General features: G+C 53.1%; 24 protein-coding genes. 7 read left to right on the top strand and 17 right to left on the bottom strand.

The genetic code is table 11. From position 1 onward, the window contains the following. Position 1: 1 nt before the first annotated feature. Positions 2-352 carry a 4Fe-4S dicluster domain-containing protein gene (locus ABD920_RS18870; protein WP_345161129.1) on the bottom strand — a complete coding sequence of 117 codons (351 nt, stop codon included), beginning with the start codon at positions 350-352 and terminating at the stop codon, positions 2-4. 109 nt (positions 353-461) lie between these two features. Here ABD920_RS18870 and ABD920_RS18875 point away from each other — a divergent pair, with 109 nt between their 5' ends. Both ABD920_RS18875 and ABD920_RS18880 read left to right on the top strand, forming a co-directional pair. Then, positions 462-1,472, top strand: a complete 1,011-nt coding sequence (locus ABD920_RS18875) for an aldehyde dehydrogenase family protein (protein WP_345161131.1) — start codon at positions 462-464, stop codon at positions 1,470-1,472. 100 nt (positions 1,473-1,572) lie between these two features. Then, the gene (locus tag ABD920_RS18880; RefSeq protein WP_345161133.1) at positions 1,573-1,872 is read left to right on the top strand and encodes a hypothetical protein; all 300 of its coding nucleotides are present in this window, start codon (positions 1,573-1,575) and stop codon (positions 1,870-1,872) included. Positions 1,873-2,022: 150 nt separating this feature from the next. Here ABD920_RS18880 and ABD920_RS18885 read toward each other — a convergent pair whose 3' ends face one another. The 15 genes from ABD920_RS18885 to ABD920_RS18955 all read right to left on the bottom strand — a co-directional run bounded on the left by ABD920_RS18885 (position 2,023) and on the right by ABD920_RS18955 (position 19,037). After that, entirely contained in the window at positions 2,023-2,880 is an 858-nt protein-coding gene (locus ABD920_RS18885) for a nucleoside phosphorylase (RefSeq protein ID WP_345161135.1), read from the bottom strand. Positions 2,881-3,159: 279 nt separating this feature from the next. Beyond that, positions 3,160-4,128, bottom strand: coding sequence for an oxygen-dependent tRNA uridine(34) hydroxylase TrhO (gene trhO, locus ABD920_RS18890; protein ID WP_345161137.1), 969 nt, complete (start codon positions 4,126-4,128; stop codon positions 3,160-3,162). 210 nt (positions 4,129-4,338) lie between these two features. Then, on the bottom strand, positions 4,339-4,974 hold the full coding sequence (locus ABD920_RS18895; RefSeq protein WP_345161139.1) for a NeuD/PglB/VioB family sugar acetyltransferase: 636 nt from the start codon (positions 4,972-4,974) through the stop codon (positions 4,339-4,341). A 65-nt stretch (positions 4,975-5,039) separates the two neighbouring features. After that, a complete protein-coding gene (locus tag ABD920_RS18900; protein WP_345161141.1) occupies positions 5,040-6,380 on the bottom strand; it encodes a N,N-dimethylformamidase beta subunit family domain-containing protein in 1,341 nt (446 codons plus the stop codon). Further along, entirely contained in the window at positions 6,381-7,679 is a 1,299-nt protein-coding gene (locus tag ABD920_RS18905; protein WP_345161143.1) for a hypothetical protein, read from the bottom strand. Next, positions 7,676-8,959, bottom strand: coding sequence for a DUF2851 family protein (locus ABD920_RS18910; protein WP_345161145.1), 1,284 nt, complete (start codon positions 8,957-8,959; stop codon positions 7,676-7,678). The genes ABD920_RS18905 and ABD920_RS18910 overlap by 4 nt, the downstream gene beginning before the upstream one ends. A 52-nt stretch (positions 8,960-9,011) precedes the next feature. Beyond that, the gene (locus ABD920_RS18915; RefSeq protein ID WP_345161147.1) at positions 9,012-9,479 is read right to left on the bottom strand and encodes a YehS family protein; all 468 of its coding nucleotides are present in this window, start codon (positions 9,477-9,479) and stop codon (positions 9,012-9,014) included. Between the two features lie 58 nt (positions 9,480-9,537). Then, on the bottom strand, positions 9,538-10,365 hold the full coding sequence (pyrF, locus tag ABD920_RS18920; protein WP_345161149.1) for an orotidine-5'-phosphate decarboxylase: 828 nt from the start codon (positions 10,363-10,365) through the stop codon (positions 9,538-9,540). Between the two features lie 540 nt (positions 10,366-10,905). Further along, positions 10,906-12,009, bottom strand: coding sequence for a J domain-containing protein (locus ABD920_RS18925; protein WP_345161151.1), 1,104 nt, complete (start codon positions 12,007-12,009; stop codon positions 10,906-10,908). Between the two features lie 191 nt (positions 12,010-12,200). Next, the gene (gene lolA1, locus ABD920_RS18930) at positions 12,201-12,845 is read right to left on the bottom strand and encodes an outer membrane lipoprotein periplasmic chaperone LolA1 (RefSeq protein ID WP_345161153.1); all 645 of its coding nucleotides are present in this window, start codon (positions 12,843-12,845) and stop codon (positions 12,201-12,203) included. 24 nt (positions 12,846-12,869) lie between these two features. After that, on the bottom strand, positions 12,870-15,479 hold the full coding sequence (locus ABD920_RS18935) for an FtsK/SpoIIIE family DNA translocase (RefSeq protein ID WP_345161156.1): 2,610 nt from the start codon (positions 15,477-15,479) through the stop codon (positions 12,870-12,872). Between the two features lie 281 nt (positions 15,480-15,760). Then, entirely contained in the window at positions 15,761-16,792 is a 1,032-nt protein-coding gene (locus ABD920_RS18940) for a quinone-dependent dihydroorotate dehydrogenase (protein ID WP_345161159.1), read from the bottom strand. Positions 16,793-16,909: 117 nt separating this feature from the next. Beyond that, positions 16,910-17,944, bottom strand: a complete 1,035-nt coding sequence (locus tag ABD920_RS18945; protein ID WP_345161161.1) for a putative sugar O-methyltransferase — start codon at positions 17,942-17,944, stop codon at positions 16,910-16,912. Between the two features lie 217 nt (positions 17,945-18,161). Next, entirely contained in the window at positions 18,162-18,536 is a 375-nt protein-coding gene (locus ABD920_RS18950; RefSeq protein WP_345161163.1) for a DUF2255 family protein, read from the bottom strand. 183 nt (positions 18,537-18,719) lie between these two features. Next, positions 18,720-19,037, bottom strand: coding sequence for a hypothetical protein (locus tag ABD920_RS18955; RefSeq protein ID WP_345161165.1), 318 nt, complete (start codon positions 19,035-19,037; stop codon positions 18,720-18,722). A gap of 230 nt (positions 19,038-19,267) precedes the next feature. On the opposite strand from ABD920_RS18955, the gene ABD920_RS18960 reads away from it, so the two are divergent. Beyond that, the gene (locus ABD920_RS18960; protein WP_345161167.1) at positions 19,268-20,410 is read left to right on the top strand and encodes a DEAD/DEAH box helicase; all 1,143 of its coding nucleotides are present in this window, start codon (positions 19,268-19,270) and stop codon (positions 20,408-20,410) included. A 237-nt stretch (positions 20,411-20,647) separates the two neighbouring features. Here the strand turns inward: ABD920_RS18960 and xerD are convergent, their stop codons facing one another. Continuing rightward, positions 20,648-21,547 (bottom strand): site-specific tyrosine recombinase XerD, encoded by a 900-nt coding sequence (xerD, locus tag ABD920_RS18965; RefSeq protein ID WP_345161169.1) that lies wholly within the window; start codon positions 21,545-21,547, stop codon positions 20,648-20,650. A 174-nt stretch (positions 21,548-21,721) separates the two neighbouring features. Between xerD and ABD920_RS18970 the strand changes: the two genes are divergently transcribed. From ABD920_RS18970 to rnhA, 4 genes are all read left to right on the top strand, one after another. Beyond that, positions 21,722-22,186 (top strand): type II 3-dehydroquinate dehydratase, encoded by a 465-nt coding sequence (locus tag ABD920_RS18970; protein ID WP_345161171.1) that lies wholly within the window; start codon positions 21,722-21,724, stop codon positions 22,184-22,186. A 75-nt stretch (positions 22,187-22,261) separates the two neighbouring features. After that, positions 22,262-23,323: an aminotransferase class V-fold PLP-dependent enzyme gene (locus ABD920_RS18975; protein ID WP_345161173.1), complete on the top strand. Its 1,062-nt coding sequence runs from the start codon at positions 22,262-22,264 to the stop codon at positions 23,321-23,323. Positions 23,324-23,448: 125 nt separating this feature from the next. Then, on the top strand, positions 23,449-24,009 hold the full coding sequence (locus ABD920_RS18980; RefSeq protein WP_345162363.1) for a MarC family protein: 561 nt from the start codon (positions 23,449-23,451) through the stop codon (positions 24,007-24,009). Between the two features lie 120 nt (positions 24,010-24,129). Next, the gene (rnhA, locus tag ABD920_RS18985; protein WP_345161175.1) at positions 24,130-24,594 is read left to right on the top strand and encodes a ribonuclease HI; all 465 of its coding nucleotides are present in this window, start codon (positions 24,130-24,132) and stop codon (positions 24,592-24,594) included. Positions 24,595-24,679 lie beyond the last annotated feature (85 nt).

Below are 24,679 nucleotides of genomic sequence, written 5' to 3' on the forward strand. Positions count from 1 at the left end.
CTTAGCTGGCCTGGTGCAGCCAGTCTTTCTTTGCCAGCAGTTCGTCCTCTGTCTCGCGGTAATCGGGGTCGTCCACGCAGCAGTCCACGGGGCAGACCGCGGCACACTGCGGCTCTTCGTGGAAGCCCATGCACTCGGTGCATTTATCTGAAACGATGTAGTAAAACTCGTCTGAAATAGGCGGTTGCGGCGCATCGCCGGGGATAACCTCCCCTCCGTCGATCTCCACCTCCTTCAGCTCGGTGCCTCCGCCCCACGTCCATTCCATGCCACCCTCGTAGATGGCAGTGTTTGGGCATTCCGGCTCGCAGGCACCGCAGTTTATGCACTCATCGGTTATCATTATAGCCATAGTCGTATCTCCTGTATATTTTTTACTTTTGTAATCCGTATCTTATTAAACAACAAAATTAGGAACATTAAGTATTCCTATCAAATAAATTTTTAAGCACGCACTTGCCATGACATTAGAGAACAGGATTGAAGCTTTTGCAGAACTTGGAAAACAACTGCAGAAACTAACCCCGGAAGACCGGCAGGAGTGGGCGCAGGCGGCCATGTCGCGCAACAACTGGTTTACGCTGGAAAACGTTTCCCATGCACTGGATGGCATCATCCGGATGCTGGACGAACAGTACCTCCGTGAGTGGCTTTACCCCTATCACCTCAAACAGGTTACACCCAAGAAGGTTGGCGTGGTGATGGCAGGCAATATCCCGATGGTGGGTTTCCACGATTTCCTGTCGGTGCTGCTAAGCGGGCACTACCTGCAGGCCAAGCTCAGCAATGCCGACGAGCCGCTGATGAAGCGCCTGGCCAACATGCTGGTGGGCATTGAGCCGGCCTTTGCCAACCAGTTTGAGTTTGTGTACCTGCTGAAGGACGCCGACGCCATCATCGCCACCGGCTCTGACAACACCGCGCGCTACTTCGAGTATTACTTCGCCAAGCGCCCGCACATTATCCGCAAGAACCGCAGCAGCATCGGCATCCTGACAGGCCACGAGGAGAAAGACGACCTGCAGGCGCTCGGGGAAGATATCTTCCGCTACTACGGCCTTGGCTGCCGCAACGTGTCGAAGGTGCTTGTACCGGAAGGCTACACTTTCGACAGGTTTTTTGAGGCCAACCAGCACCGCTCCAACATCATCGAGCACCATAAGTACCACAACAACTACGACTACAACAAATCCATTCTGCTGGTAAACCGCGTGCCGCACTTCGACAACGGCTTTATGCTGGTGCAGCAGAGCGAGGGGCTGGTGTCGCCGATCTCCGTGCTCTTCTACGACACGTTCAGCTCGCTCCATGAACTGCGCGAGAAGCTAAGGGCCATCAAAGACCGGACGCAGGTGGTGGTGTCGGCGCATGGCTGGCTGGAGGGAAGCATCCCTTTTGGGGAGGCGCAGCTGCCCATGGTGTGGGACTACGCCGATGGCGTGGACACGCTGAATTTTCTCCAGAAACTATAAAATAATTTATTCCGGGACACCATTAGCAAACGTATTTTGCGTTTACTATATTAAAGCAGTGTTTGACCACTTACTTACACTCACATATATAGAGGAACGCATGATAACCGTAACAAACCCAATCCCACTGGTGGAAAAAGAAGAGGTCCCTTCTTTCCACTTCAGCAGCACTGACGTTTTAACTGACCCGGAGGCGCGGAAGAAGCGCATGTGGGACCTGAACCGCGCCACCTCGCTGGGCAATGTCTATCGTGGCAAAGTAGAGATCACTTTTCAGACCGCTGAGGGTAAGCAGAAGCGCGTGGATACTACAGTATGGGCAGTGGATGAAAAGTATATGACCCTGAAAGCCGGGTGCTCTATCCCTATTACTTCCATTGTAGGCATAGAGTTCTTTTAGGCAGGAAGCCCGCTTCAGCTCGCTATATACGGAGGGAGAAAAGCGCCCTCTTCTGAAATACCTTCTCTTTCGATAAAAAGCCACAGCCCGGAGCGCTATGTTCCCCAGTTGTGGCTTTTTAGCTTTTTTTAAATGGTCCTATGTGCGGTTCTACACCCGCTCCAGCACTTTTAAGATCAGATCATCGATCACCTCCTCGGCATTGGCAGCAAATGTCTTTGAAATCCGGTTGGCCACGATGGCGTTCAGCGACAGTACCTCGTGGTCCAGCAGGCGGCCCAGGCTGTAGTAGCCAGCCGTTTCCATCTCGAAATTAGTGAACCTGTAATCTTTAGCGCGGAAGTTCCGGTAAGTTTGCAGCAGATCGGGCTTACGCAGCCCCGCCCGCAGCACGCGGCCCTGCGGCGCATAAAACCCGGGGCAGGTGAGTGTGTTGCCCGGGATCATATCATAGGCCACCTTCCTGATCAGGCTTTCGGAACCGGAGACACAATATGGCCGGAAGCTCAGCCCAAGCGCCTGTTGCAGCGCCTCTCCTATATATAACTCGTCTTTGCGCTGCTCCAAGGGGTAGAACTCCATCAAGGAATCGAGGCCAACGGCGGTATGCGAAGCCAGGTGGCTGCCCAGCGGCACGGTACTCTGCAAGGCTCCCGAGGTTCCAACGCGGATAATCTTCAACCTGATCCTGTCTTCGTTCGGCTCCCGCGACTGGAAATCAATATTCACGAGCGCATCCAGTTCATTCATCAGAATGTCGATGTTGTCAGTGCCCATGCCTGTGGATATAACCGTCAGGCGCTTGCCCTTGTAGTAGCCGGTGTGGGTGATAAATTCGCGCTTGGCAACCGCCACTTCTATCTCATCGAAGTACCGGCTTACCTTTGCCACCCGGTCCGGGTCTCCTACCGTGATGATCGTATCCGATATATGCTCCGGCAGCAGGTTGAGGTGATAGATTGTTCCGTTCGGGTTTATGATCAGTTCTGATTCTGGGATTACAGCCATGGTTTTTGTTGATGTAGTTTGAGACTATGGTAAGCTACCCCCCTGCCCCTCCCTGGCAAAACAAAGTAGAAGCCCTGTTATATATTAGTTTCTGCTAAAGTAGCCTTATATTGAACAGACACGCTTGTGCTTCCTCTCCTTGTCGAAGGAGTGGATTGGGGTAAGATAAACTCCACACCTTAGAAGAAAGAAGTTGGGGGGGGTGGATACAGCAATATATATAAAATGCGAAAAGCGTGCACTGGAAGTACACGCTTTTCCTGAATTCTTGAAAGTTGCCTACTGCTGCACGCCGGAGCTCTTGCGGCGGTTAAACCCTTTCAACGGGTTATAGCCGTTCGTCTCTTTTTGATAGTAGCCGGTGCCGTCGTACGGGCGCTTCTCCGGGTGCTCCTTGCACTCGGCGGAGCAGGCGCCATCCAGTTCCCAACCGCACTTTTCGCAGATGGGCACGTGCAGGTTGCATACCGGGTTGGCGCAGTTCACCATACGGTCGCTCTTGGTGCCGCACACATGGCATTCCGACACCACCGTCGGGTTCACGCGGTTTACCTCCACGGCCACGCGGTTGTCAAACACATAGCACTTGCCCTCAAAATCCTCTCCCCCGGCCTCCATGCCGTACTTGATGATGCCGCCGTGCAACTGGTACACGTTCTCGAAGCCCTGCTCCAGCAGGAAGGCGCTTGCTTTCTCGCACTTGATGCCGCCGGTGCAATAGGTCAGAACTTTCTTGTCCTTGTACTTCTCCTTCAGCTCACCGACCTTCTCCGGAAACTCGCGGAAGTTCTCGATGTCCAGCGTCACGGCATTTTTGAAGCGGCCCACACTGTGCTCGTAGTCTGAGCGCACGTCCAGCACCACCACATCCTCGCGGTCCTTCATATCCTTAAACTCCTTCGGCGACAGGTGCACACCGGTTCGCACATTCGGATCAACATGAAGCAGGCCGGAGTGCACAATTTCGGCTTTAGTGCGCACATGCAGTTTTGTGAAAGCATGCGCCTCGGAGGCATCCACCTTAAAATCTATCTTCGCAAAGCGCGGATCGGATTTCATGGTCTGCATATACTTCTCACAGTCCGCCTTCAGGCCCGACACGGTGCCGTTCAGACCCTCGTTGGAGACAATGATGCGGCCGAGCATGTTCAGCTCCAGGCACAGCAGGTGATGCTCCTCCCGGTAGGCCTCCGGGTCTGCTATAGGCGAGTAGCAGTAGTAAAGCAGGATGTTATAGGGTTTGTTCATAACGGCTTAGATTCAGCTAAGTGTTAGTTTTTGATTGTTGATTGTTAAATTGCTTAATGGTTAAATGGTTGTGTTAGATTTCGGATTCATATCGTACAACAAATAACAACCAGCAATCAACAATTTTACAGCAAAATTAGCTGCCGCGTTTCAATTTCAAAATGACGTTTATCAGTTTTAAAACGAAACAGCGGCAGCCGATACAAAAGTTTACTTGACTGATGCGGCCGGGTTGCCGAAAACAGTGGCTTTGGCGGGCACGTCGGCCACCACGACAGAGCCTGCGCCGACGCGGGCGTTCTTGCCGACCTTCACGCCGGAGACCACCACGGCGCCAGAGCCGATAAAAGCGCCCTCCTCTATCACCGCTTCTGAATTGACAATGGCCGCGGCCCCGATTTGCGCAAAGTCCCCTACCTCCGCATTGGCATCTATCAACGCCCGGGACTGAACCAGGCAATAGTTACCCACCTTGGCATTGTTGTTCACGATGGCACCTGCCCCGATCAGGTTGCCGTGGCCGAGCCACGCATGCTCCGAAACGGAACTGAAACGGTGGATGGCATTAACGGGTACTGCCTTGTAGTCCTCCTTCAGCATTTTGATGAGGCCTTTGCGGGCGGCAGCGTCCTCTACGGCTACAAACACATCGCACTTGTTCCCGATCAGTTTCAGGAACTCGCTGTCTTCCGTGCTGCTCATCACCGACACATTGTTCACCTCCTCGTGCTGAAGTTTTTTCTCGTCGTCGAGGAAGCAGTAAACGATCACACTGTTGCTGTTAAAGGCATCTAGCGCGGCAGTGCCCAGTTTCTGGGCGCCTAATATGATAACGGGGTTTTGCATAGCTACAGCTTAAATAAGGCGCAAAGGTACGAATTTGTGAGGGAGATTGAAACATATGCCTAACGCTACTTGCTAAACAGGTTTCTTTCAGCGAGCAGCCCGTCTAATATGTTTTTCGTTATCGTCTTTATCTTTTCTGCGTCCTCACCGCCCATGCCATAACCGCTACACCAATCCATAGAGGCAACGTTCACAACCACGCCTGAGGTGGGAGTCTTCTGGAAAATCAGGAAAGTGCCATACCCCCTGTCATACAGCACAGCATGTTCGTACCCCAACAGCTCGGCTCTGTGAAAACCAAGTTCAGCCTTGTTCAACGATAAGCCATCGGGCCCTTCAACTAAAAAAGTACCATCCAGTTCTTTACTTGGCACCTGAAGTATTTCTCCGTTTTGCAGCTCTGTGCCTTTGAAAACAGGAGAGTTTGCCTCGACGATTTTGTAACCGCCAAAGCTCTTCGAGCTTTTCCTGCCGTAACCTCCAAACCTAAGATCAACCCCGATACTCTCGTATATCGGGTATTGCAGTATATCCTGGTACCAGTTTACTGTTTTCAGAAGCGGATTGGGGATAGGGTCGGGCAGCGTCTTGTAACATATCAAGCCGGAACCATCTTCCGTGTAGCGGACCTGCCACCACATCGTGTTTCCGGAGAGTATGGCACAATCCCCTCCCTTTGCTATAAAACCGTCTATGGTTTTCCTTGCCTGCCGCGACCAATACTCACTATGACCTATGATAACCAGTACACTGGCCCCATCTAACACCGTACTATCTTCCAGATCATAGTCCACTATATACTTGGCTTGGTAGGGCGATGCCGCAAGCCACTCCATGCCAGCCTTTACCTGGAAGGACACAGCCGGGAACGTGGGCCTGTGAAAAGAAACCTGGTGCGTTTGCTCCGAGAAAATGCTATAAAGGCTTTTCCCTCCTGTTATGTTATAGGCATTAATGGTGTTGGATGGGTAAAGCACCACAACAGGCGCTGATTTGTCCTTGATGATAAATGGAATTTTATTTTCCCAGAGGTAAAGCCCGCTCCTGAGTGCTGGTACCGGGTAATTGAATGTCGATTTATAGTCGAATCCTTCTTCGCTTGGGTTGGCTCCCGGCTCCTGTGGCACCAAATAGGTACCTACGCTGTCCACCACATTGCCTGCAACATCATATAAACGGACGGTAGCGTCTCCTTCATCAGCTCCATTTATATATACAACCTGCTGCTCTCCCACATAATATGACTGTTTATCGGTGTAGCCATCCGCCACCACGCTGCCTAGCCCTTCCATATAGGCCTCCACTATATAATGTGCGTAGCGGGCATTCTGTAAATAGAACTGTAGCCCTCTGCCAAAAAGCAAAGCCACGATCACAAGCGCTGATATCAGCAACAGCCTTTTCATTTATTTACCGGTAAGTTTAGCGGCAAGCGTATTTATTGTTGATGCCACACAGGGATTTAAGCACAACAGGTAGACAAAGAAAGGCAAAAAAACAATCCTATACCTGTTCAGAGTACCGAGGTTCGGCATGCTATATGTCAGAAGCACCGCAAGCATGATGGAGAACAGCCACATACTGATGATAAACCAGTCGAGACGCTTTTGGCGCTGCCTGAGGAAGCCATATATGCTCCATATAGTCAGCAGCAGCAACACCAGGCTCTCTGCACCGGCTAAAAAATGAATTAGATCAGTTCCCTCCCATAGAAAAGGCCTGAACAAAATCCAGAGGACAGCCAAGGGTGCGTGTAAGAAGAGGCTAAAGTAAGTTGGCAGCAGATTTTCGAATTCGACATGTGGTTTCCCAACAGATATGGCGAGATATTTATGATAGTTGTCCACTACCACCTCAGGCAAATGATCAAACTGCAGGTTATAATTTAAGTTAGAGGCTACCCAGAGGGTAAGCAGCAGAAGCGCCAGCAGCAGGATCGCCTTTAAAAGTAGATGAAGCCTTGCGAGGGCACCTGAGCGAATAACCACGTACACCAATGCTCCCACCAGCACAGATACCCCTATAGCTGCCGCTATAAAGTATTTTACAAACCAGATCAAAGCCAGAGAGGCGAAAAGCAACAGCAGTCGGTAGAATAGCTTCGTACCTGCTTCGGCATCCAGAACAACAGCAGCCCCCACAAAAAAACCTATCCCCCCCATTACCAGACTCTCTTTAAGCAGGCCAGATGACCAAAAAACAACAGAGGGAAGAAATAAAAAAGCGAAAATAGCCGAAGACGCTGCATGCGGATATCGCTTCATAAGTTGGAAGACCAGGTAACCGCTGCCACTGAAACTAAACAATGCCAAGTAAAGCGCCATGAGGTAATAATGCCCCGCAGTAATTAGGTTTAGCAGGCTAAAGAGTTTAATAACATTCCAAGCTCCCATATAGTGCGCTTCCCGGTATTCTTTTAATTGCTCGCTGGTTACCTCATCGAAAAGTAAATAACGACTATAAGGCATAATTCCCTGTTCCCGGAAAACATCTGCAGCAGTTGTAGACATCTGGTGGTAAGCGATTGTATCTCCGGCACCATAATACTCGAAATACAACCACCCCAGCAGCACGCCGCATATCATTTTTAAAAAGAGGGCGGGGTAGAAGAACGGCTTAATTGCCTGTGCCCACTCCTGCCGCCGCATTGCCCACACCAGCGCCCCGAGCAGCAGCAGGTTCAGCATATACACCAGCACACTCACGTGGCGGAGCTGTTTTGTTTCATGATCTTATGGCCGATGGCGCAGCGCATGCAGTTGACCGGGGCGCAGTACTTCTTGTAAAGCCCCAACGCCGCCTGGTTGTCGGCGGCGGATCTGGCCTGCCAGCCCAGTTCCTGGTAAAAGCGCGTGATCTTGTTGCTTCCCTCCCGGAGTTGCTCCAGCAGCGATACGGCTTTTTCGATATAAACCCGCTCATCGGTATATAACCTGTAAGCGGCCAACAGCGGCACTGCCACGTTAACGACAAGGTTTTGCACACTCCCCTTCCCGATGCTTTTCTGGCGCGCTTTTGCAGGCCTCCCGAAGTGGTAATGCTGCTGCCAGTATTCGGACACAGGAACCCGGAACAGCGCCTCGTATTGCTCTACCGTGTCTGCCTCCAGCAGCTTTGAGAAAAAGGCCTGCTGCCGGTATAGCATGGCCGCCAGCTGGGCGAGCCGCACGGTCGGGAAGTTGGCGGGGCGCATGCGCAGAAATTTCCAGCGGTGGCGAGGCATCGGCTGCAGCGTGTATTTATGCTGCAGGAAACCGTGCTCTTTCTGGAGCAGCGCGCCATAGGTATCCTCCGGTTCTTCTAAAAAACCCGCCTGCCCATATAGAAGTGCCTCCAGCTGCAGTGGGTTGTGCTGGTGCCGCCGCACCACGGACAGCGGCAAAGCCTTTGCCAGTTGCTCAAAGCCCTGCTGGTTTGTCTTGAATCCGAAGCCGCGCAGCAGGGTGTGGTAAGCAGTCTGTTCCCAATCGTTGCTGTAGCTCCGAAAGCTGTGCAGTACCTCCTCCCCCTTTGCCTCGAGCCGCTCCACCAGCGCCCGCTCAAGCATCAATGTTTTCGTGATGGCAGGCACCGAGGGCCAGAAAGCCGCACAGGGAATGGCATTCATTGCCTGCTGCAACTTCTGATATGTGTTCACCAGCGATAGATCTACGCGGCCCTGCAGCGAGAGGACAGGCACCGGCGTACCGTCACTGTATAATACAGGCACATCCGCCTCCCACACCACATGCAGCACCACCTGGTCGTACTTCAGGTCGCGCTGGTGCTGGTGGCGGTGCCAGTCAGAGGCGTTGAGGTGCACCTCCACACTCCCCGACCACTCCACTTCGCCGACCTTCAGCAGTGCCTCCTGGAAATCAGGACCGGCATCGGTGTTATAAAACCCGGTACGCAGCACCTGCAGGCCCTCCCCTGCGGTAGTGACCAGCGCAGTTTTATCAAAGTACTGATGCTGCCAGATATAGTGCAGAAAGTCTTCTTTCACTTTGGTTCAGGTCTTGGGCGGGGAGAATACCGGCAAAAATAGTTTTAGCTGTTTAACTTTGGCCTTCGCTGTATTTTAGCTGCATGCCGTGCAGGAAATTACGCATCACCTGGTCTTTGCACTCGCGGTAATGCTTGTGCCCCGGGTTACGGAAAAAGGCGCTGAGTTCTGCCTTGCCCATCCGGAACCGCACCAGTTCGAGTATGCCCACTATATCCTCGTCCTTCAGGTTCAGGGCTATTTTCAACTTCCGCAGGATGATGTTGTTGTTCAGCTGCTTTTCCGTCTCCGGTTGCGGCCCCTCCTTTCTACCCCGCCTGTCGATGATCAACCCATTCAGGAAGGCCGCCAGATGCTCGTCATCGAGTTCCTGGCACTCCGGGTCTTCCTCTTTCTTTAACCAGTCACTGACCTGGGCCCGTGTCACCTCATACCCCGCCATACCAAACAGTTCAATCATCTTAGCGTCGCTGAAGTTGAAGGTATACCGGATGCGGCGGATAATATCGTTATTGTTCATTTCTTGTTTTTTGTTGTGTGGGAAAGGCGGTTTTGTGGAAGAAACCGGTATGAACCCCTTACTTTTTGATCAGTTCTTCCAACAGCGCCTCCATCTCCTGCTGCATCGCCAGGGCTTCCGCGCGGGCTTTCTCGGCAAAGTCGGGGCCGGAGGAGGCGTAGATGATGCTGCGGGTGGCGTTCACCAGCAGGCCGCACTGCCGGTTCATGCCCAGCCGCGATATCTCTTCCAGGCTGCCGCCTTGCGCGCCCACGCCCGGCACCAGCAGGAAATGCTCCGGCACCAGTCGCCGCACCCGCTGCACGTATTCCGCCTGGGTCGCGCCCACGACGTACATCATCTGATCGGGGGTGGCCCAACCTGCGCTGCTGCGCAGCACCTGCTCAAACAGGTATTCCTCGTTTCCGTCCTCCAGCCGCAGCATCTGGAAATCCTGGCTGCCGGCGTTGGAGGTGAGCGCCAGCAGAATCACCCACTTGCCGTCCTGCACCAGGAAAGGCTTCACCGAATCGGCGCCCATATAGGGTGCCACGGTGATGGAATCAAACTGCATCGTCTCGAAAAACGCGCGGGCATATAGCTCCGAGGTGTTGCCAATGTCGCCACGCTTGGCATCGGCAATAGTGAAGATATTATCAGGTATGGCTTTGAGTGTTTTCTCCAGGCTCACCCAGCCCTGCGGGCCCTGCGCCTCATAAAAGGCGATGTTGGGTTTATAGGCCACGCAAAGATCGGCGGTGGCTTCAATGATCTGGCGGTTAAATTCAAATACGGGGTCTTCTGCGTCCAGCAGGTGCTGCGGCAGTTTCCGGGGGTCGGTGTCGAGGCCTACGCACAGGTAAGATTTCTTCTGTAGTATCTGCTCGAAAAGCTGCTCTCTCGTCATCGTTCAGGGCTTAGGTTCTCACAAAAATATACATTTGGCGCGGGCCGCGAAAAGAATATACAATTTTAGAGCCCTTGAATCTGATTTATCCTGAAGCGGGTCTACCAAACAAAGACTTCCTGTATGAAACCCCTGAAACTACTCTTCGCCTTCTTCGCTGCCGTTTGCTTCAGTTGCTCCAGGGCACAGGAAGATGCCACGGCTTAGCGCGCAAGGGCTCCACCCCCATCGTGCAGGTAGCTGTGCCGGAGAAAACTTTAACAGCTGGAAAAAGCATCGGGATACCGATATTTTTTAAGTGAGCAACGGCTGTGGTGAGTTTGGCCGCTTTGACGTGAAGAAAGACGGCGATACCCTGTCGATAAAAGTATATCCAGAATAATATCGCGGCGAAGTCTGCGCCGACGCCATCCTCACAAGAGATATGGCTTATGCTTTTAAGCCTGAAAGCCCCGGAACCTATACCCTGAAGTTCTGGGAAGGCGACGATGTGTTTATCACCAAAACGCTTGTAGTGCAATAGGCTATATATAGGCCGGCTCAGCTAAACCGCAGTTCCTTCAGGAAAGCCCGGAGGTAGGCGGGCTCTTCCAAGTTTTGCAGGTCCTGTTTCAGCTGCTTCAGCTCCTTTTTCAGGTCGTTTTTAGCGGTTCCGAATTTCTGATCCATCTGCTTCGGGTTGCCACAATACTGGTGGTAGAAGCTCGCGTCAGGGCCTGAGAAAAAAGCGTATTGCTGATCTTCCAGGTCCCGCACCTGCTCGTTCAGCAGCTTCAGGTAATACTTCAGTTGCTCTTCCGGCAGCTGGTCAAGGTTTTTATCCTGCTCCGGTATATGCTCCATCCGCAGCCGAAGCAGCTCGAAAAAATCATCCTGCTTGTAGGCGTGCGTGATCTGTTTCATGGCCTCCTCTTTCCAGGCCCTGGTCGCCTCGTCCTGCTCCTTGTCAGGGTGCAGCAGTTTTACGAGGTCGGTATATACGCGGCGGCTGGCTTTGCTGATGTTGCTCATCTCGGCCTTCCGTTTCTCCTCTTTCGCCAGCTGCGCCTTTGTCTTCTTCCGGGCCGATTTCTTCTCCGACCGCTCCTTTTCCCGCTCTTCCAGTTGCTGCAGAATCTGCTCTTCTATCTGATCAAAATCGTCTACCTCCACCTCCAGCCCAAACACACTCCGGAATATGTCCTGCGTCATTTCCCTGGCCTCCTCCTCGGCCTGTTTCACAGCGTCGGCATGGGGCATGGCGGCATACTTGTCGTGCAGCGGAATGAGTTCCTCCACCCCATGTGCCTCTATCAGGTTGTAAGAGATGTCCTCGATGAGCAAGGCGATCTTATCCTTTTCCCGCTTCCTGAAAACTGTGAGGGCATATGACCTGTCCAGCAGTTTCACCAGTTCTATCCGCTTCTCCACCAACTGCCCCATAATGGGCCGCAGCTCCGTCTCTACCCGCGCACGTGCCTGCACCACCAGCGCCTCCCGCTCCGCCAGGTTCTTTTTCAGGGTGTTGATTTTCTTTATCTTGCTGTTAAACTGCCGCTGCAGCTTCGAAAGCGGGCTTTTCTCCTGAACCGTTATTTGCGGCACAAGCCCTTTGGCAGATGTATTCTTGTCTGGCATTTCCCCTTCATTTTCAAATTCTGCCATTGGTATTTATATGGTGTGGCAAGTCTTAAAAGATTACGGAAACTGCATCACATGGATATTTCTTTCAACCAACTGTGTCAGGTGCATCACCTGAAACTAATTCACAGCCCCATATATAAACCACCCCCTATAAAAGAAGGGCCGCCTATATATAGACGGCCCTCCATTTATAAGGGGTATATCGTTAAAGCCTATCGCAGATCCACCACGTTTACGCCCTTGTACTTCGCCTTGTTAAAGGTGAAGGCATCGGAGGTAAGCGTCGGGTTTGCCTCAAATTTTTTGATGGTGTAGGTATAGCGGCTCCCGTTGTTGCGGAACATCTCCCAGCTCTTCAGACTTTTGTCTTTCTGGTTTATATAAAGGCGTACTTTGTAAATCGGGTTTTTGCGGTCTTCCGGGGCAAGCTCTATCACATCGTATTTGCCATCGTCCATGGTTTCGGTGCCGGCGAAGGAGTATTTGTATCCTTTCTTATACATGTCGAAGATCCTGCTTGGCGCCATCGCCTCCGCCTCGTCGTCGCTCTCCGTGATGGTGACCTCGTTGGCGTCTTTCAGGAACGTCCACATCAGTTTTCCGTTGCTGATGACCTCCTGGCCACTCACGCCAAGGCGGTATTTGTCGCCGCTCACGACGATGTTGCCGGCCATGGTCTCTTTCACTTTGGCGGAGGGGTTTTCCATTGTCTGGGCGAAGTCGGCTTTAAAAGCTTTCATCGCCGCGTATTTCTGACTCATGGCATCCAGTATTTTGCTTGCCTTCGGGTCTTGCTGCGCCTGCGCAATGTTTATGAAAAGCAGGGCCGCCAGCAGTAGAGAGAATATCTTTTTCATTTTATCAGGTACTTTATTACAGTTCTACCCCAGCGTATTCAATAACTGTTCCAAACTGTATTCATCCGGAATTAAAACTTCCCGGGCCTTGCTACCCTCAAACGCGCCTACCACCCCGGCAGACTCCAACTGGTCGATCAGGCGGCCGGCGCGGTTGTAACCCAGCTTCAGGCGGCGCTGCAGCAGCGAGGTACTCCCCTGCTGGTGCTGCACGATAATGCGGGCGGCTTCCTCAAACATAGGGTCCCGGTTCGAGGGGTCGAAGTCCGCTTTCTCGTTGCCGCTCTCGTCTCCCACAAACTCCGGCAGCAGGTAGGCGTCGTCGTAGCCTTGCTGGTTCCCGATAAAGTCGCAGATGCGGTCTACCTCCGGCGTATCCACAAAGGCGCACTGGATCCGGATCATATCGGAGCCGATGGAGAACAGCATGTCGCCCTGCCCAATCAACTGGTCGGCACCTCCGGCATCTAAGATGGTGCGGGAGTCTATTTTCGAGGTTACTTTAAAGGAGATACGGGCCGGGAAGTTGGCTTTGATGATACCCGTGATCACGTTCACGGACGGGCGCTGCGTGGCCACCACCAGGTGAATCCCGATGGCACGGGCCAGCTGCGCCAGGCGCGCAATCGGAGTTTCCACCTCTTTGCCCGCCGTCATCATCAGGTCGGCCAGCTCGTCTATCACCAGCACGATAAACGGCATGAAGCGGTGCCCCTTCTTCGGGTTCAGCTTGCGCTCCACAAACTTGCGGTTATACTCCTTCAGGTTGCGGCAACCGGCATCCTTCAAAAGGTCGTAGCGCATGTCCATCTCCATACAGAGCGAGTTCAGCGTGTTCACCACTTTCTTGGTGTCGGTGATGATGGCTTCCGCGCTGTCGGGCAGCTTGGCCAGGAAGTGGCGCTCGATTTTGTTGAACAGCGACAATTCCACTTTCTTCGGGTCGACGAGCACGAACTTGAGCTGCGAGGGGTGGCGCTTGAACAGCAGCGAGGTCAGAATGGCGTTGAGGCCAACCGATTTACCCTGGCCGGTGGCACCCGCCATCAGCAGGTGCGGCATTTTGGCGAGGTCGGTGATGAACACTTCGTTGGTGATGGTTCTTCCGAAGGCGATCGGCAGGTCCATATCGCTTTTCATGAACTTTTCCGTTGCCAGGATCGACTTGATGGACACCATCTCCTTCTTGGTGTTCGGCACCTCGATACCGATCGTGCCCTTGCCCGGAATCGGGGCGATGATGCGGATACCTAGCGCCGCGAGGCTCAGGGCGATGTCATCCTCCAGGTTCTTGATCTTGGAGATGCGCACCCCGGCGTCCGGCACAATCTCATAGAGCGTCACGGTTGGCCCGATGGTGGCGGAGATCTTGGCGATGCCGATGTTATAGTGCCCAAGCGTCTCTACAATTTTGACTTTGTTCGCCTCCAGCTCCTCTTTGCTCACCTGTATTTTGTTCACGCCGTAGTCGGTGAGCAGGTCGATATGGGGGTACTGGTAGCGGGCAAGGTCCAGGGTGGGGTCGTAGTTCTCGCCCGCAATGGCCTCGACCTCCTCCGGCACCTCGGCAATCTCCAGCTCCATTTCCTCCTCATACTCCTCCTCAAAACTGTCCTCCAGCTCTAAATCATCATTGTTCTCTATATCCAGATCCAGCGTTGGCGCAGCCGGTTTGGCAGGCGCGGACGGCGTTTCGTTTTTTGGCGGAATAGAGTTCAGCTCTATCTCGAGCGCCCTGTTGATCTCATCATCCTCCTCATCAAAATATTCTTCCTCCTCTTCTTCCTCCATCTCAAGCGAAGCCGTCGGGTCGGCGTTGTGGTTGATGCCACGGGCCGCGCCGCCCATCACGTCGCCTAAGGAATCGGCATATTTGTTTACAGTTGCTTCATCATCGGCACCGGCGGCCGCCACAGCAGTTTTAGAACCCCAGCTGATGCTGGTGATGTTAAAGAACCCCACCAGGAAGATCAGCAGCAGGAAGCCCAGCAGCAGCCAGGAGCCCCAGCCAATCAGGCTGTTGAGCCATATAGCCGTCTCCACGCCAATGCCACCGCCCAAAAATCCGAGCCGGTCAATGGCGTCCGCCGAGAAAACAACATAGCCGAGTGTGAGGCTTGTCCACAGCATCATGAAGCTGCAAAGCCCGATGATATAGGTCATGGAGATGTTTACCCGCTTGAACACGATGCGCATGCCTGCGAAGAACATGACCGGGATAAAGAAGAAGGCGCCAATGCCCACCCACCCATATATAAACAGGTGCGAGACCCAGGCCCCCACCAGTCCCAGCCAGTTCTCCGCCTCCTGGCCGGATTGTTTCAACCCGGTGCCGCTCACGGTTTCCACCACGCTCTGGTCGGCGTTGCCGGTAAAAAGGTAGGAGACAAACGCGATGGTCAGGAAGAAGGAGAACAGCAGAAAAGTAAAGCCGATGGCCAGCTTGAAGCGGCGGTCGTGCAGAAACCCGATCCTGAAACTGGGCATCGAGGGCATTTTGAACGACCAGTTGCGCTTCGGCTTCTTCGGCTTCTCCCCTTTGGGCAAATTCGCTTTGCGTGGCTCATTCTTACCCCGCACCTCGTTCTTGCGCGCCGTATGCAGCGCTTCGTCTCTGTAAGTGTTCTTGGCCATACCCCTGACTAAAGTTAAGATCCAAATTTACATTTTTTTGAGTAGAATCGGCGGGAATGGCTAAATAGTTAAATGGCTAAATTGTTGAATGGGTAAATGGCTTGGTAGCTGAATTATTAAATGGTTATATGGTTTAAATTTTATATATAGATGTTCTTAATTCGAAAGCGCTGCTGCATCAAAGTTTCTTTTATATATACCAACCGCCATGCGCCAAATCTCTGAACCGCCGGACATGACACGGTCTCCTCAACAATTTAACCATTCAACCATATAACCATTTAACAATCCAATAGCTTCTTATTGATTTTGCTGATCAGCGCGGGCCCCTCATAGATGAACCCTGTATATAGCTGCACCAGGTCGGCGCCCGCCTGCAGTTTCTCCACGGCATCCTCCGCCGTCATAATGCCGCCCACCCCGATGATGCGGATCTCGGGGGGCAGGAAGGTGCGCAGGTGCCGGATGATCTGGGTGGCGTGCTGCGTCAGCGGCTTTCCGCTCAGGCCGCCCATCCCGATTTCAGAAATGCGTTGCTCCGGTGTTACCAGCCCCTGCCGGCTCACGGTGGTGTTGGTGGCGATGATGCCGCTCAGCCTGGTTTCGGTGGCAATCTCGATGATGTCGTTGAGCTGGGCCATGTTCAGGTCCGGGGCGATCTTGAGCAGCAGCGGCTTCGGCTTCGGCATTTTGCTGTTCTGCTCCTGCACCGCCAGCAGCAGCCTTTTCAGCGGCTCCTTGTCCTGCAGCGCCCGCAGGTCGGGGGTGTTGGGCGAGCTGACGTTCACCACAAAATAATCCACCACCTCATATAGCGCCCTGAAGCAGTAGAGGTAATCGTTCAGGGCCTCCTCGTTGGGGGTAACCTTGTTTTTGCCGATGTTGCCCCCCACAATGATGTTGCTTCTGCGCTTGCGCAGGCGCTCCACGGCGGCGTCCACGCCCTTATTGTTGAAGCCCATCCGGTTGATGATGGCCTGGTCCTTTGGCAGCCGGAACAGGCGCGGCTTGTCGTTGCCCGGCTGCGGCTTTGGCGTCAGCGTCCCGATCTCTACGAAGCCGAAGCCCAGTTCCCCCATCTCATCCACCAGCAAGGCGTCTTTGTCAAAGCCGGCGGCCAGCCCAACGGGGTTCGGAAACTTCAGGCCGAACAGCTCCCGTTCCAGCCGCGGGTCCTGCACGCCGAACAGGCGCTGGCTTATGCTTTTGGCATAGGGCAGCTTCATGGAAGCGCGCAGCATGTCGGTGGTCAGGTAATGGACTTTCTCGGGGTCGAGTTGGAAAAGGAGCGGGCGCAGGAGGCTTTTGTACACTGGCTTGGGCTTAGGTTACACGTTGCCTGCAAAGATAGGAACCTCCGCCAAAGCGCGCCCGTGAAATGGCAAATTATATATAGGCTGGCCGTTTGCTGCAACGTGTTTGATCCAGTATCATTCCCTTTGCCATAGTGCCTGAAAGTAGCCGCCCGTCTGGGATATTCTGCGGTGCGCTTCATAGGCATCCGACTCTTTGATGACGCGATAGCCGCTTAACATCGAGTCGTAGTCACTGAATTTCAGGGGAGTCAACACCCCGAACGAATCCGTGCTTTCTTTCCCGTGCCTGGCCTGCAGCAGAAAAACGTAGTCGCAATTCCCCTTCACATAGCTCAGGTAGTTCTTCACGATATCAGGCTCCATCTCCCCGAAGCTTGCCGCATTCCAGAACAGGTCGAATTTAAAGGTCTTCAGCAGCGGAAACTTCCAGTTCCCGAACATGTGCACTTTCCCCTTTTCCACAAAGCCTTCGAGGTCAGCCACCTCCATCGTCTCGTCTGATTGCACGACCTGCGCATCGCCCAGCACGTGGGTAAGGTATTGCTGGCAGAGGTATAACGGGGCGGGTAAGTCAAAGCAAAGAATGGTTAAGTCCGGGAAGACCTTCTTCAGCACCTCCACCTGGAACCCGGAACCGGAACCCAGTTCCACAATCGTTTCATTGCCTTTGAGCCTGAGGGCTCGCTGCACGAAGCAAAGCTTGATGTAGAAATTCAGGAACTGCATGGTGTACTTCTTCCCGTTGATCTCGAACAGATCCGCGGGGTTCCCGAACGCACTAGCCTCGATCTCGGATATAGGCTTTGCCCCTGCAAGCTCTCCCTGCAGCACGCAGTGGTGATAGGCCATCTCCCGGATATCGGATAGTTTCAGGGAGTAGGGCAGGATCGCCCGGTTCGTGACAAACAGCTTTCGGATGGCCTGCTTGATCAGCTTTTCGTGCAGGGGCAGGTTCGGGTGATAGTTATATACCGCTTCAGAAAACCCGAAGGTGCTGAATATGGGATATTTCCCGCTTCGGAGCTGGGTTATATCAGCCTGTTTTATTTCACTGACGATTTTGTCTTCGTACGTCTTCCAATATCTGCCCGCCTGAAAAATCTCCGGCGCGTTGTGGTACTCTTTCAATAGCCTGTCAAGGGATTGCATCGTGTTCGCTTATAATGTTCACTGGATCAACGTAACCTGTTACGCAAAATGCACCGCCCGCGACTGCCACCGTCACTGCCTGAACAGGAGATTGCCCATATATAATTATTACAACCAGTATAGACCGTTGGCTTACAAGACGTTAAATACTGCATTGCACAGGGCAAGCAGTAGTTAGGGGGCATTTCATATTATTTTAGTGAAAAAGATGCCTTCGTCAGACGGGTATAAACTCCATTGTCTTTGCCGTGTGTTCTGGCTTTGTGATCCCGTGGGCATAGAAGGCGTTTGCTCCGGCATCGTATTTGGCGAGGTACGCCTGGTTGATTTTCGCGTTCATGCGTTCCAGGTCGGCAGGCACTACGCCTTTGATTTTATATACCTGGTCTCCGCATTTTAATTCGCCTGCTTCGTCCTTTCTGAACGTATTGTACCAACTTCTTTCGGCCAGGCCCCACGACCGCGCGAATATTCTGTCCTCACAGGTCACCATCCAGATGTTCAGAAACGTATCCCTCTCCTTCCCGGCCTTAATGCCGATCAGGTTGTGGGTGTTTATATAGTGGATGAGGTTATGGTCGGTCGGTGCCATTATGTTAAGGTTTGTTTTGAGGGCTAGGTTGCTATCTTAAATGATTATGGTAGTATTCCAACGTACTGGTGCAGCCGATGGGCGAGGCAAAGCCGAGCATAAAGGCTGAACTGTGTTGTGTGCTGGGCTTCTTATTTATGTTATATTTCATTGAAGGCTTGATATTATGTGTCAAAATGCCTTCTATATGCCCTCTATAGGTTTGTAACTACTAACATCTGGATAGGAACAACTAACCGTAATGTTTATGGTGTCCCCCACATTAAATAAACTTACCTCCGTATCCCGAATTGGCTCAGTGGAAGAAAATTTCTTACCATTTACATAGTATTGATATTTCATGTAATATCCTCTTTTTCTTCTCTCGTGCATGTCCACAACAGTTGCCTTCCAATCTTTTGAGCATTCATCTAACAAAAACTTTTCATAGAAGGCCGAACCGATTCCTAATGATATAAGGCCGACTAACAGCACGATTTGAATCCAGTTTTTTAATTTCATCTTGATTATGTGCTTCCCGCTGCCTTACACACAACTATGGTGTAAACGGAAGTCTGTTCCGGTTATTGGTAGATTTCGACAGATAACCGGAACTGAACTGCCGAATATACTATATATACGAAACAATATAACTACCCTTCCAATATTTCTCCCGCTCGCTTCTACTTATAATTATAAGTACCTTTGCAGCACAGCCGCAGACGTTGTAGCTGTATCATCAGAAGCAAAGCATGTCGTTTTCAGCCCTGGGCCTATCCGCGCCTCTTCTAAAAGCAGTAGCCGAACAAAGTTACAGCAAGCCCTACCCCATCCAGCAGGAGGCCATCCCCGCTATTCTGAAAGGGAAGGATGTGCTGGGGATCGCGAAAACGGGCTCTGGTAAAACGGCCGGCTTTGTGCTGCCCCTGCTGGAAAGGCTTCAGAGCAAGCAGCAATCCAGGAACAGGTATATAAACACGCTGGTGCTGGTGCCCACGCGCGAGTTGGCCGTACAGGTAGCGGATGTTTTCAAAATGCTTGGCGCCAGCCTCCCACGCAAAGTAAAAACACTGGCTGTATATGGCGGCGTGTCCGTGAACCCGCAGATGATGGCGCTCTCGGGCACCGAAGTGCTGGTGGCGACGCCGGGAAGGCTGCTTGACCTGCTCTCTTCCAAATCAGTTCATTTGTCGGAGGTGGAGACGCTGGTGCTGGACGAGGCAGACAAGATGCTGAACCTCGGTTTTGAGGAGGAAATGAACAGAATACTTGGCCTGTTGCCCCGGCAGCGCCAGAACATCCTGTTTTCCGCCACCCTGGGCAACGACATAGAGCAGCTGATCAAAGCGCAGCTGCACGACCCTGTCAGAATCGAGATTCAGGAGGAAGCGCAGCCCCTGGAGCAGATCAGGCAGATTGCCTATCATGTGGCCCCGGAAAGGAAAGGGCCCTTGCTGCGGTACCTGATCCGGCAGGGCAACATGCAGCAGGTGCTGATATTTGTGTCTTCTACCCGCACGGCAGATAACCTTGCGGAGAAACTAACGAAAAACGGTATCGAAGCGGTGGCAATGCACAGCAAAAAAAGCCAGGGAGCCAGAACAGAGGCGCTCAGCCGGTTTAAATCCGGGAAGCTGCCCGTGCTGGTGGCCACTGACCTCGTATCCCGCGGCATCGACATCCAGCTGCTGCCCTACGTGATCAACTACGACCTGCCCCGCTCCCCCAAGGACTATGTGCACCGCATCGGCAGAACCGGCAGGGCCGAGGCCGTGGGCGAAGCGATATCCCTGATCACACCTGAAGACAGGCACCACTTCCGCATCATCCAGAAGAAAATGGGCAAGCGGGTGGAGATCCTGGAAACCGACCAACTGAATCTGCAGGGACAGTAAATGGCTCCCGGCGCTTCGCTGCTGCGGGTTCACCTTATATATAGCCGTAACAGCTTCTATACGAATGGAAAGCCTGGCTTTTATAGATGGTGTTGGGTCCTCAAGTAGAGTTGCGGAGTTAGAAGCTCTTGCCATTGTCTGAACGACGGGGCTGCAGCCTTTCTTTTTCCAGACGCTACGCAGCTTCGTCCTCTCCCCCTGGCTGCGCGCAACACGAGGTTTTGGGGTAAATGCGGTTTAGCTTCTGGGGTGGTAATCCCTGATCACCTGTTTCAGGTAATCGCGGTCGAGATGGGTGTAGATTTCGGTGGTGGTGATGGATTCGTGGCCGAGCATTTCCTGCACGGCGCGCAGGTCAGCGCCCCCTTCGATCAGGTGGGTGGCGAACGAGTGGCGGAAAGTGTGCGGACTCACAGTTTTCTGGATACCGGCTTTCAGGGCCAGCTCTTTGATGATCATGAACACCATCACCCGCGACATTTTAGCGCCCCGACGGTTCAGGAACAGGACATCCTCATGCCCTTTTTTGATGGTGAGGTGGCAGCGCACGCCTTCGCGGTAAAGCTGGATATGCTTCAGGGCGTCGCGCCCGATCGGCACCAGCCGCTCCTTGTCGCCTTTACCCGCCACTTTCAGAAAGCCCATATCCTCGTAGAGGTTGCTCATTTTCAGGTCCAGCAGCTCCGTTACGCGCAGCCCGGAAGAATAAAGTGTCTCCAGCATGGCGCGGTTGCGGGTCCCCTCGGGCGTAGACAAGTCGATGGCGGCCAGCATCTGCTCTATCTCATGGAAGTGGAGCGTATCGGGGAGCTTGCGGCTGAGCTTGGGCGCATCGATGGTGTCGGTGGGGTCGTTCTGCAGCATGTCCTCCATGATCAGGAACTTGTAGAAGGCGCGGATACCGGACAGGGTGCGGGCCTGCGAGTGCGCCGTCATCCCCAACTCCCCGATCCACTCCAGGAAATCGCGGAGAATGACCGGCGTTATATGCTCGGGCGCCACCTGCAGCTTTTTCAGGTCCAGGAAATCCGTCAGCTTGCGTATATCACGCAGGTAGGCCTCCACGGAATGGCCCGAGAGCGATTTCTCCAGCTTCAGGTACTCTTCAAATTGCTTGATGCAGATAGGCCAGTTCACCGTTGTGCGTTAAGAGTTAAGAGGTATAAGTTAAGAGTGGAATCTGTGTGCTGACTGAATTTCTCAGGTAGTCTCAACAATTTAACCATCCAACAATTAAACAATTTTTCAGGAGCAAAGATACTTAATACGTACCTTTGTAGCCTCGGAAATTTGCAAGATAAAACGCAATCTATGAAGATCATCATCCTGAACGGACCAAACCTGAACCTGTTGGGCACCCGCGAAAAAGCCATCTACGGCAGCCGCTCCTTCGAAGATTATTTTGACGAACTGAAGGAGGCTTTCCCGGCGCTGGAGCTCTCCTATTTTCAATCCAACACCGAGGGGGTGCTGATCGACAAACTGCATGAAGTGGGCTTCGGCAGCCACAAAGGCATTGTGTTTAATGCGGGGGCCTATACCCACACCTCCCTAGCCATCTCGGACGCCATCAAGGCCATAGAGACGCCGGTGGTGGAGGTGCATATTTCCAATGTGTTTGCCCGCGACGCGATCCGCCACAAAAGCATGATGGCGCCGTTCTGCCAGGGCAGCATCAGCGGCTTCGGGCTGGAAAGTTACCGGCTTGCGCTTCAGTACTTTGAGCGCATGAAGCCAAAACAAATCGGGTTCGGTGTAAAGAATCAATCCTCCTGAACGTTCTAAGCCAGTAAGCCCTATTTCAGATTTTTATATATGGCTTTTTATATATAATTTTATACCTTTATCCTTATGATCAACTTCTATCCCGGCCCCTCCAAAGTGTACCCCGACGTGCGCAACTACCTGGTAGATGCGTATGACGAAGGGTTCCTGAGCACGCCGCATAGAGGAGATCAGTTTGTGCAGCTGTCGCGCGAACTGGTAGGGCTCATCAAGCGCAGGCTCAACATCCCGCAGGACTATTATATCTTCTTCGCTTCCTCGGCCACCGAGTGCTGGGAAATTCTGGTCCAGAGCCTCACCAAAAACAAGAGCTACCATATATACAACGGCTCATTCGGGGAGAAGTGGCTGCAGTATGCCCAGAAGCTGCGCCCAAAATCAGAGGGATATGCGTTTGACCTGAACAGCCCCATGCCGGTGCACGAGCTGCAGGTGAGTCCGGATACGGAGCTGATCTGCTTCACGCAGAACGAAACCTCCAACGGCACGCAGGTAACGCCCACCTGCATCCTCAACCTCCACAACCGCTTCCGCGACACACTGATCGCCGTGGACGCCACCTCGTCCATGGCCGGCCTCAACCTCAAAATGATCAAGGCGGATATATGGTTTGCCTCGGTGCAGAAGTGCTTTGGCCTGCCGGCCGGGCTTGCCGTGATGGCCTGTTCGCCGCGCGCCATTTTCCGGGCGAAGCAGATGGGGGAGCGGGCACACTATAACAGCATGGTGTCGATGTACGAGAAGATGCTGAACTACCAGACCACGCACACGCCCAATGTGCTCAACCTTTACCTAATGAAGCGCGTGCTCGAGGAGCGCCCTTTTATCAAAACCATCGACGGGGAGCTGACGGCCAGGGCGCAGGATTTATATGCCTTTTTCGCGCAATTCACGGACATACAGCTGCTGGTGGAGAACGAGGAGGTGCGCTCTAAAACCGTGCTGGCCCTGCAGGGAAGCGAGAAAGTGGTGGATGAGCTGAAGAAGCGCGCCCTGCACCACAACATACGCCTCGGCAACGGCTACGGCCCCTGGTCCCGCAATACCTTCCGCATCGCCAATTTCCCGGCCATCCTCGACGAAGAGTACGAAGAACTGAAGCGCTTTTTCCTGCACTATTACGCCTAAGTCTGCTACCTTTGCGGCTTGGTATAAGCAGGCGCGCCTCTATATAAGTCAAAGGTAGATAAGTACCTGGTTTATATAGCGCACGCACAACTCCGCATATAAAAAACGAAGTGAACCTAAACGATCTGTTCAGTTTTAAAGAGATAGCCTCCGTCACGCTCACGCTCTTTGCCGTGATCGATATCATCGGCTCCATCCCCATCATCATCGACCTCCGCAAGCGGGAGGGCAGGATCGAATCCGGCAAGGCAACCATCGTGTCGGGTATCCTGATGATCGTTTTCCTGTTTCTGGGCCAGTCTATCCTCAAACTGTTCGGCATCGATTTCCAGTCGTTCGCTATGGCCGGTGCCATCATCATCTTCCTGATCGGGCTGGAGATGATCCTGGGGAAGCACTTTTTCCACACCGACCCGGAGTCAAAAACCGGCTCCATCGTGCCGCTGGCATTCCCGCTCATCGTGGGGGCCGGCACCATGACGACGCTTCTCTCGCTGCGCGCCGCCTACTCCCTCCCGAACGTATTGGTAGGTGTTGTGCTGAACCTCGGCTTTGTGTACGTGGTGCTCAAAGGGTCTGCTGTTATTGAGCGCAAGCTCGGCAAATCCGGCGCCGATGTGCTCCGAAAGATCTTCGGCATCATCCTGCTGGCCATTGCCATCAAGCTTTTCAAGACAAATTTGTAAATCCGCCTAATTGCTAACCGCTGCCTTTGGAGGACATAATGGCTTGACGGTTCAATTGTTTAATTGCTGGTGCAGGTTCAACACAACAATTAAACAATACAGCAATTTAACACTTTATATATGATCGAACTTTTCACTGACGGCTCGTCCCGCGGAAACCCTGGCCCAGGCGGCTACGGCGTGATTTTGCGCTGGAAGCAGCATGTAAAGGAAATGAGCGAGGGCTTCCGCAAAACCACCAACAACCGCATGGAGCTGCTGGCCGTGATTGTGGGGCTGGAGGCCATCACCAAGCCGGGCATGCCTGTCACCGTTTACTCCGATTCCAAATACGTGGTGGATGCCGTGGAAAAGCGCTGGGTGTTTGGCTGGCAGAAGAAAGGCTTCAAAGGCAAAGCCAACGCCGACCTGTGGGCCCGCTTCCTGCGCATTTACCCGAAGCACCAGGTCAGGTTCGTCTGGATACGCGGCCACGCCGGCCACCCCGAAAACGAACGCTGCGACGAACTGGCCGTTGCCAGCGCCCTCTCCCCTAACCTGCCCATCGACGAAGGCTTCGAATCCGGCGCCTCACAACCAAGCTGAGATTTGAATGAGTGATGGAGTGAGTGAATTTTGAATAACTGAATATTTTTTTCCTGTCATCCTGGAAGGATCTTGTGGGCAAGCG

This window comes from Pontibacter saemangeumensis (genome assembly GCF_039541895.1).
Classification (GTDB): domain Bacteria; phylum Bacteroidota; class Bacteroidia; order Cytophagales; family Hymenobacteraceae; genus Pontibacter; species Pontibacter saemangeumensis.

Excerpts from the sequence above, each read along its gene's own strand:
- ABD920_RS18880 (WP_345161133.1), top strand. The coding sequence starts at position 1,573 with ATGATAACCGTAACAAACCCAATCCCACTGGTGGAAAAAGAAGAGGTC.
- ABD920_RS18960 (WP_345161167.1), top strand. The coding sequence starts at position 19,268 with ATGTCGTTTTCAGCCCTGGGCCTATCCGCGCCTCTTCTAAAAGCAGTA.
- ABD920_RS18895 (WP_345161139.1), bottom strand. The coding sequence starts at position 4,974 with ATGCAAAACCCCGTTATCATATTAGGCGCCCAGAAACTGGGCACTGCC.
- lolA1 (WP_345161153.1), bottom strand. The coding sequence starts at position 12,845 with ATGAAAAAGATATTCTCTCTACTGCTGGCGGCCCTGCTTTTCATAAAC.
- rnhA (WP_345161175.1), top strand. The coding sequence starts at position 24,130 with ATGATCGAACTTTTCACTGACGGCTCGTCCCGCGGAAACCCTGGCCCA.
- ABD920_RS18915 (WP_345161147.1), bottom strand. The coding sequence starts at position 9,479 with ATGAACAATAACGATATTATCCGCCGCATCCGGTATACCTTCAACTTC.
- ABD920_RS18875 (WP_345161131.1), top strand. The coding sequence starts at position 462 with ATGACATTAGAGAACAGGATTGAAGCTTTTGCAGAACTTGGAAAACAA.
- ABD920_RS18885 (WP_345161135.1), bottom strand. The coding sequence starts at position 2,880 with ATGGCTGTAATCCCAGAATCAGAACTGATCATAAACCCGAACGGAACA.
- ABD920_RS18955 (WP_345161165.1), bottom strand. The coding sequence starts at position 19,037 with ATGAAATTAAAAAACTGGATTCAAATCGTGCTGTTAGTCGGCCTTATA.
- ABD920_RS18945 (WP_345161161.1), bottom strand. The coding sequence starts at position 17,944 with ATGCAATCCCTTGACAGGCTATTGAAAGAGTACCACAACGCGCCGGAG.
- trhO (WP_345161137.1), bottom strand. The coding sequence starts at position 4,128 with ATGAACAAACCCTATAACATCCTGCTTTACTACTGCTACTCGCCTATA.
- ABD920_RS18970 (WP_345161171.1), top strand. The coding sequence starts at position 21,722 with ATGAAGATCATCATCCTGAACGGACCAAACCTGAACCTGTTGGGCACC.
- ABD920_RS18975 (WP_345161173.1), top strand. The coding sequence starts at position 22,262 with ATGATCAACTTCTATCCCGGCCCCTCCAAAGTGTACCCCGACGTGCGC.
- ABD920_RS18935 (WP_345161156.1), bottom strand. The coding sequence starts at position 15,479 with ATGGCCAAGAACACTTACAGAGACGAAGCGCTGCATACGGCGCGCAAG.
- ABD920_RS18900 (WP_345161141.1), bottom strand. The coding sequence starts at position 6,380 with ATGAAAAGGCTGTTGCTGATATCAGCGCTTGTGATCGTGGCTTTGCTT.
- ABD920_RS18870 (WP_345161129.1), bottom strand. The coding sequence starts at position 352 with ATGGCTATAATGATAACCGATGAGTGCATAAACTGCGGTGCCTGCGAG.
- ABD920_RS18925 (WP_345161151.1), bottom strand. The coding sequence starts at position 12,009 with ATGGCAGAATTTGAAAATGAAGGGGAAATGCCAGACAAGAATACATCT.
- pyrF (WP_345161149.1), bottom strand. The coding sequence starts at position 10,365 with ATGACGAGAGAGCAGCTTTTCGAGCAGATACTACAGAAGAAATCTTAC.
- ABD920_RS18950 (WP_345161163.1), bottom strand. The coding sequence starts at position 18,536 with ATGGCACCGACCGACCATAACCTCATCCACTATATAAACACCCACAAC.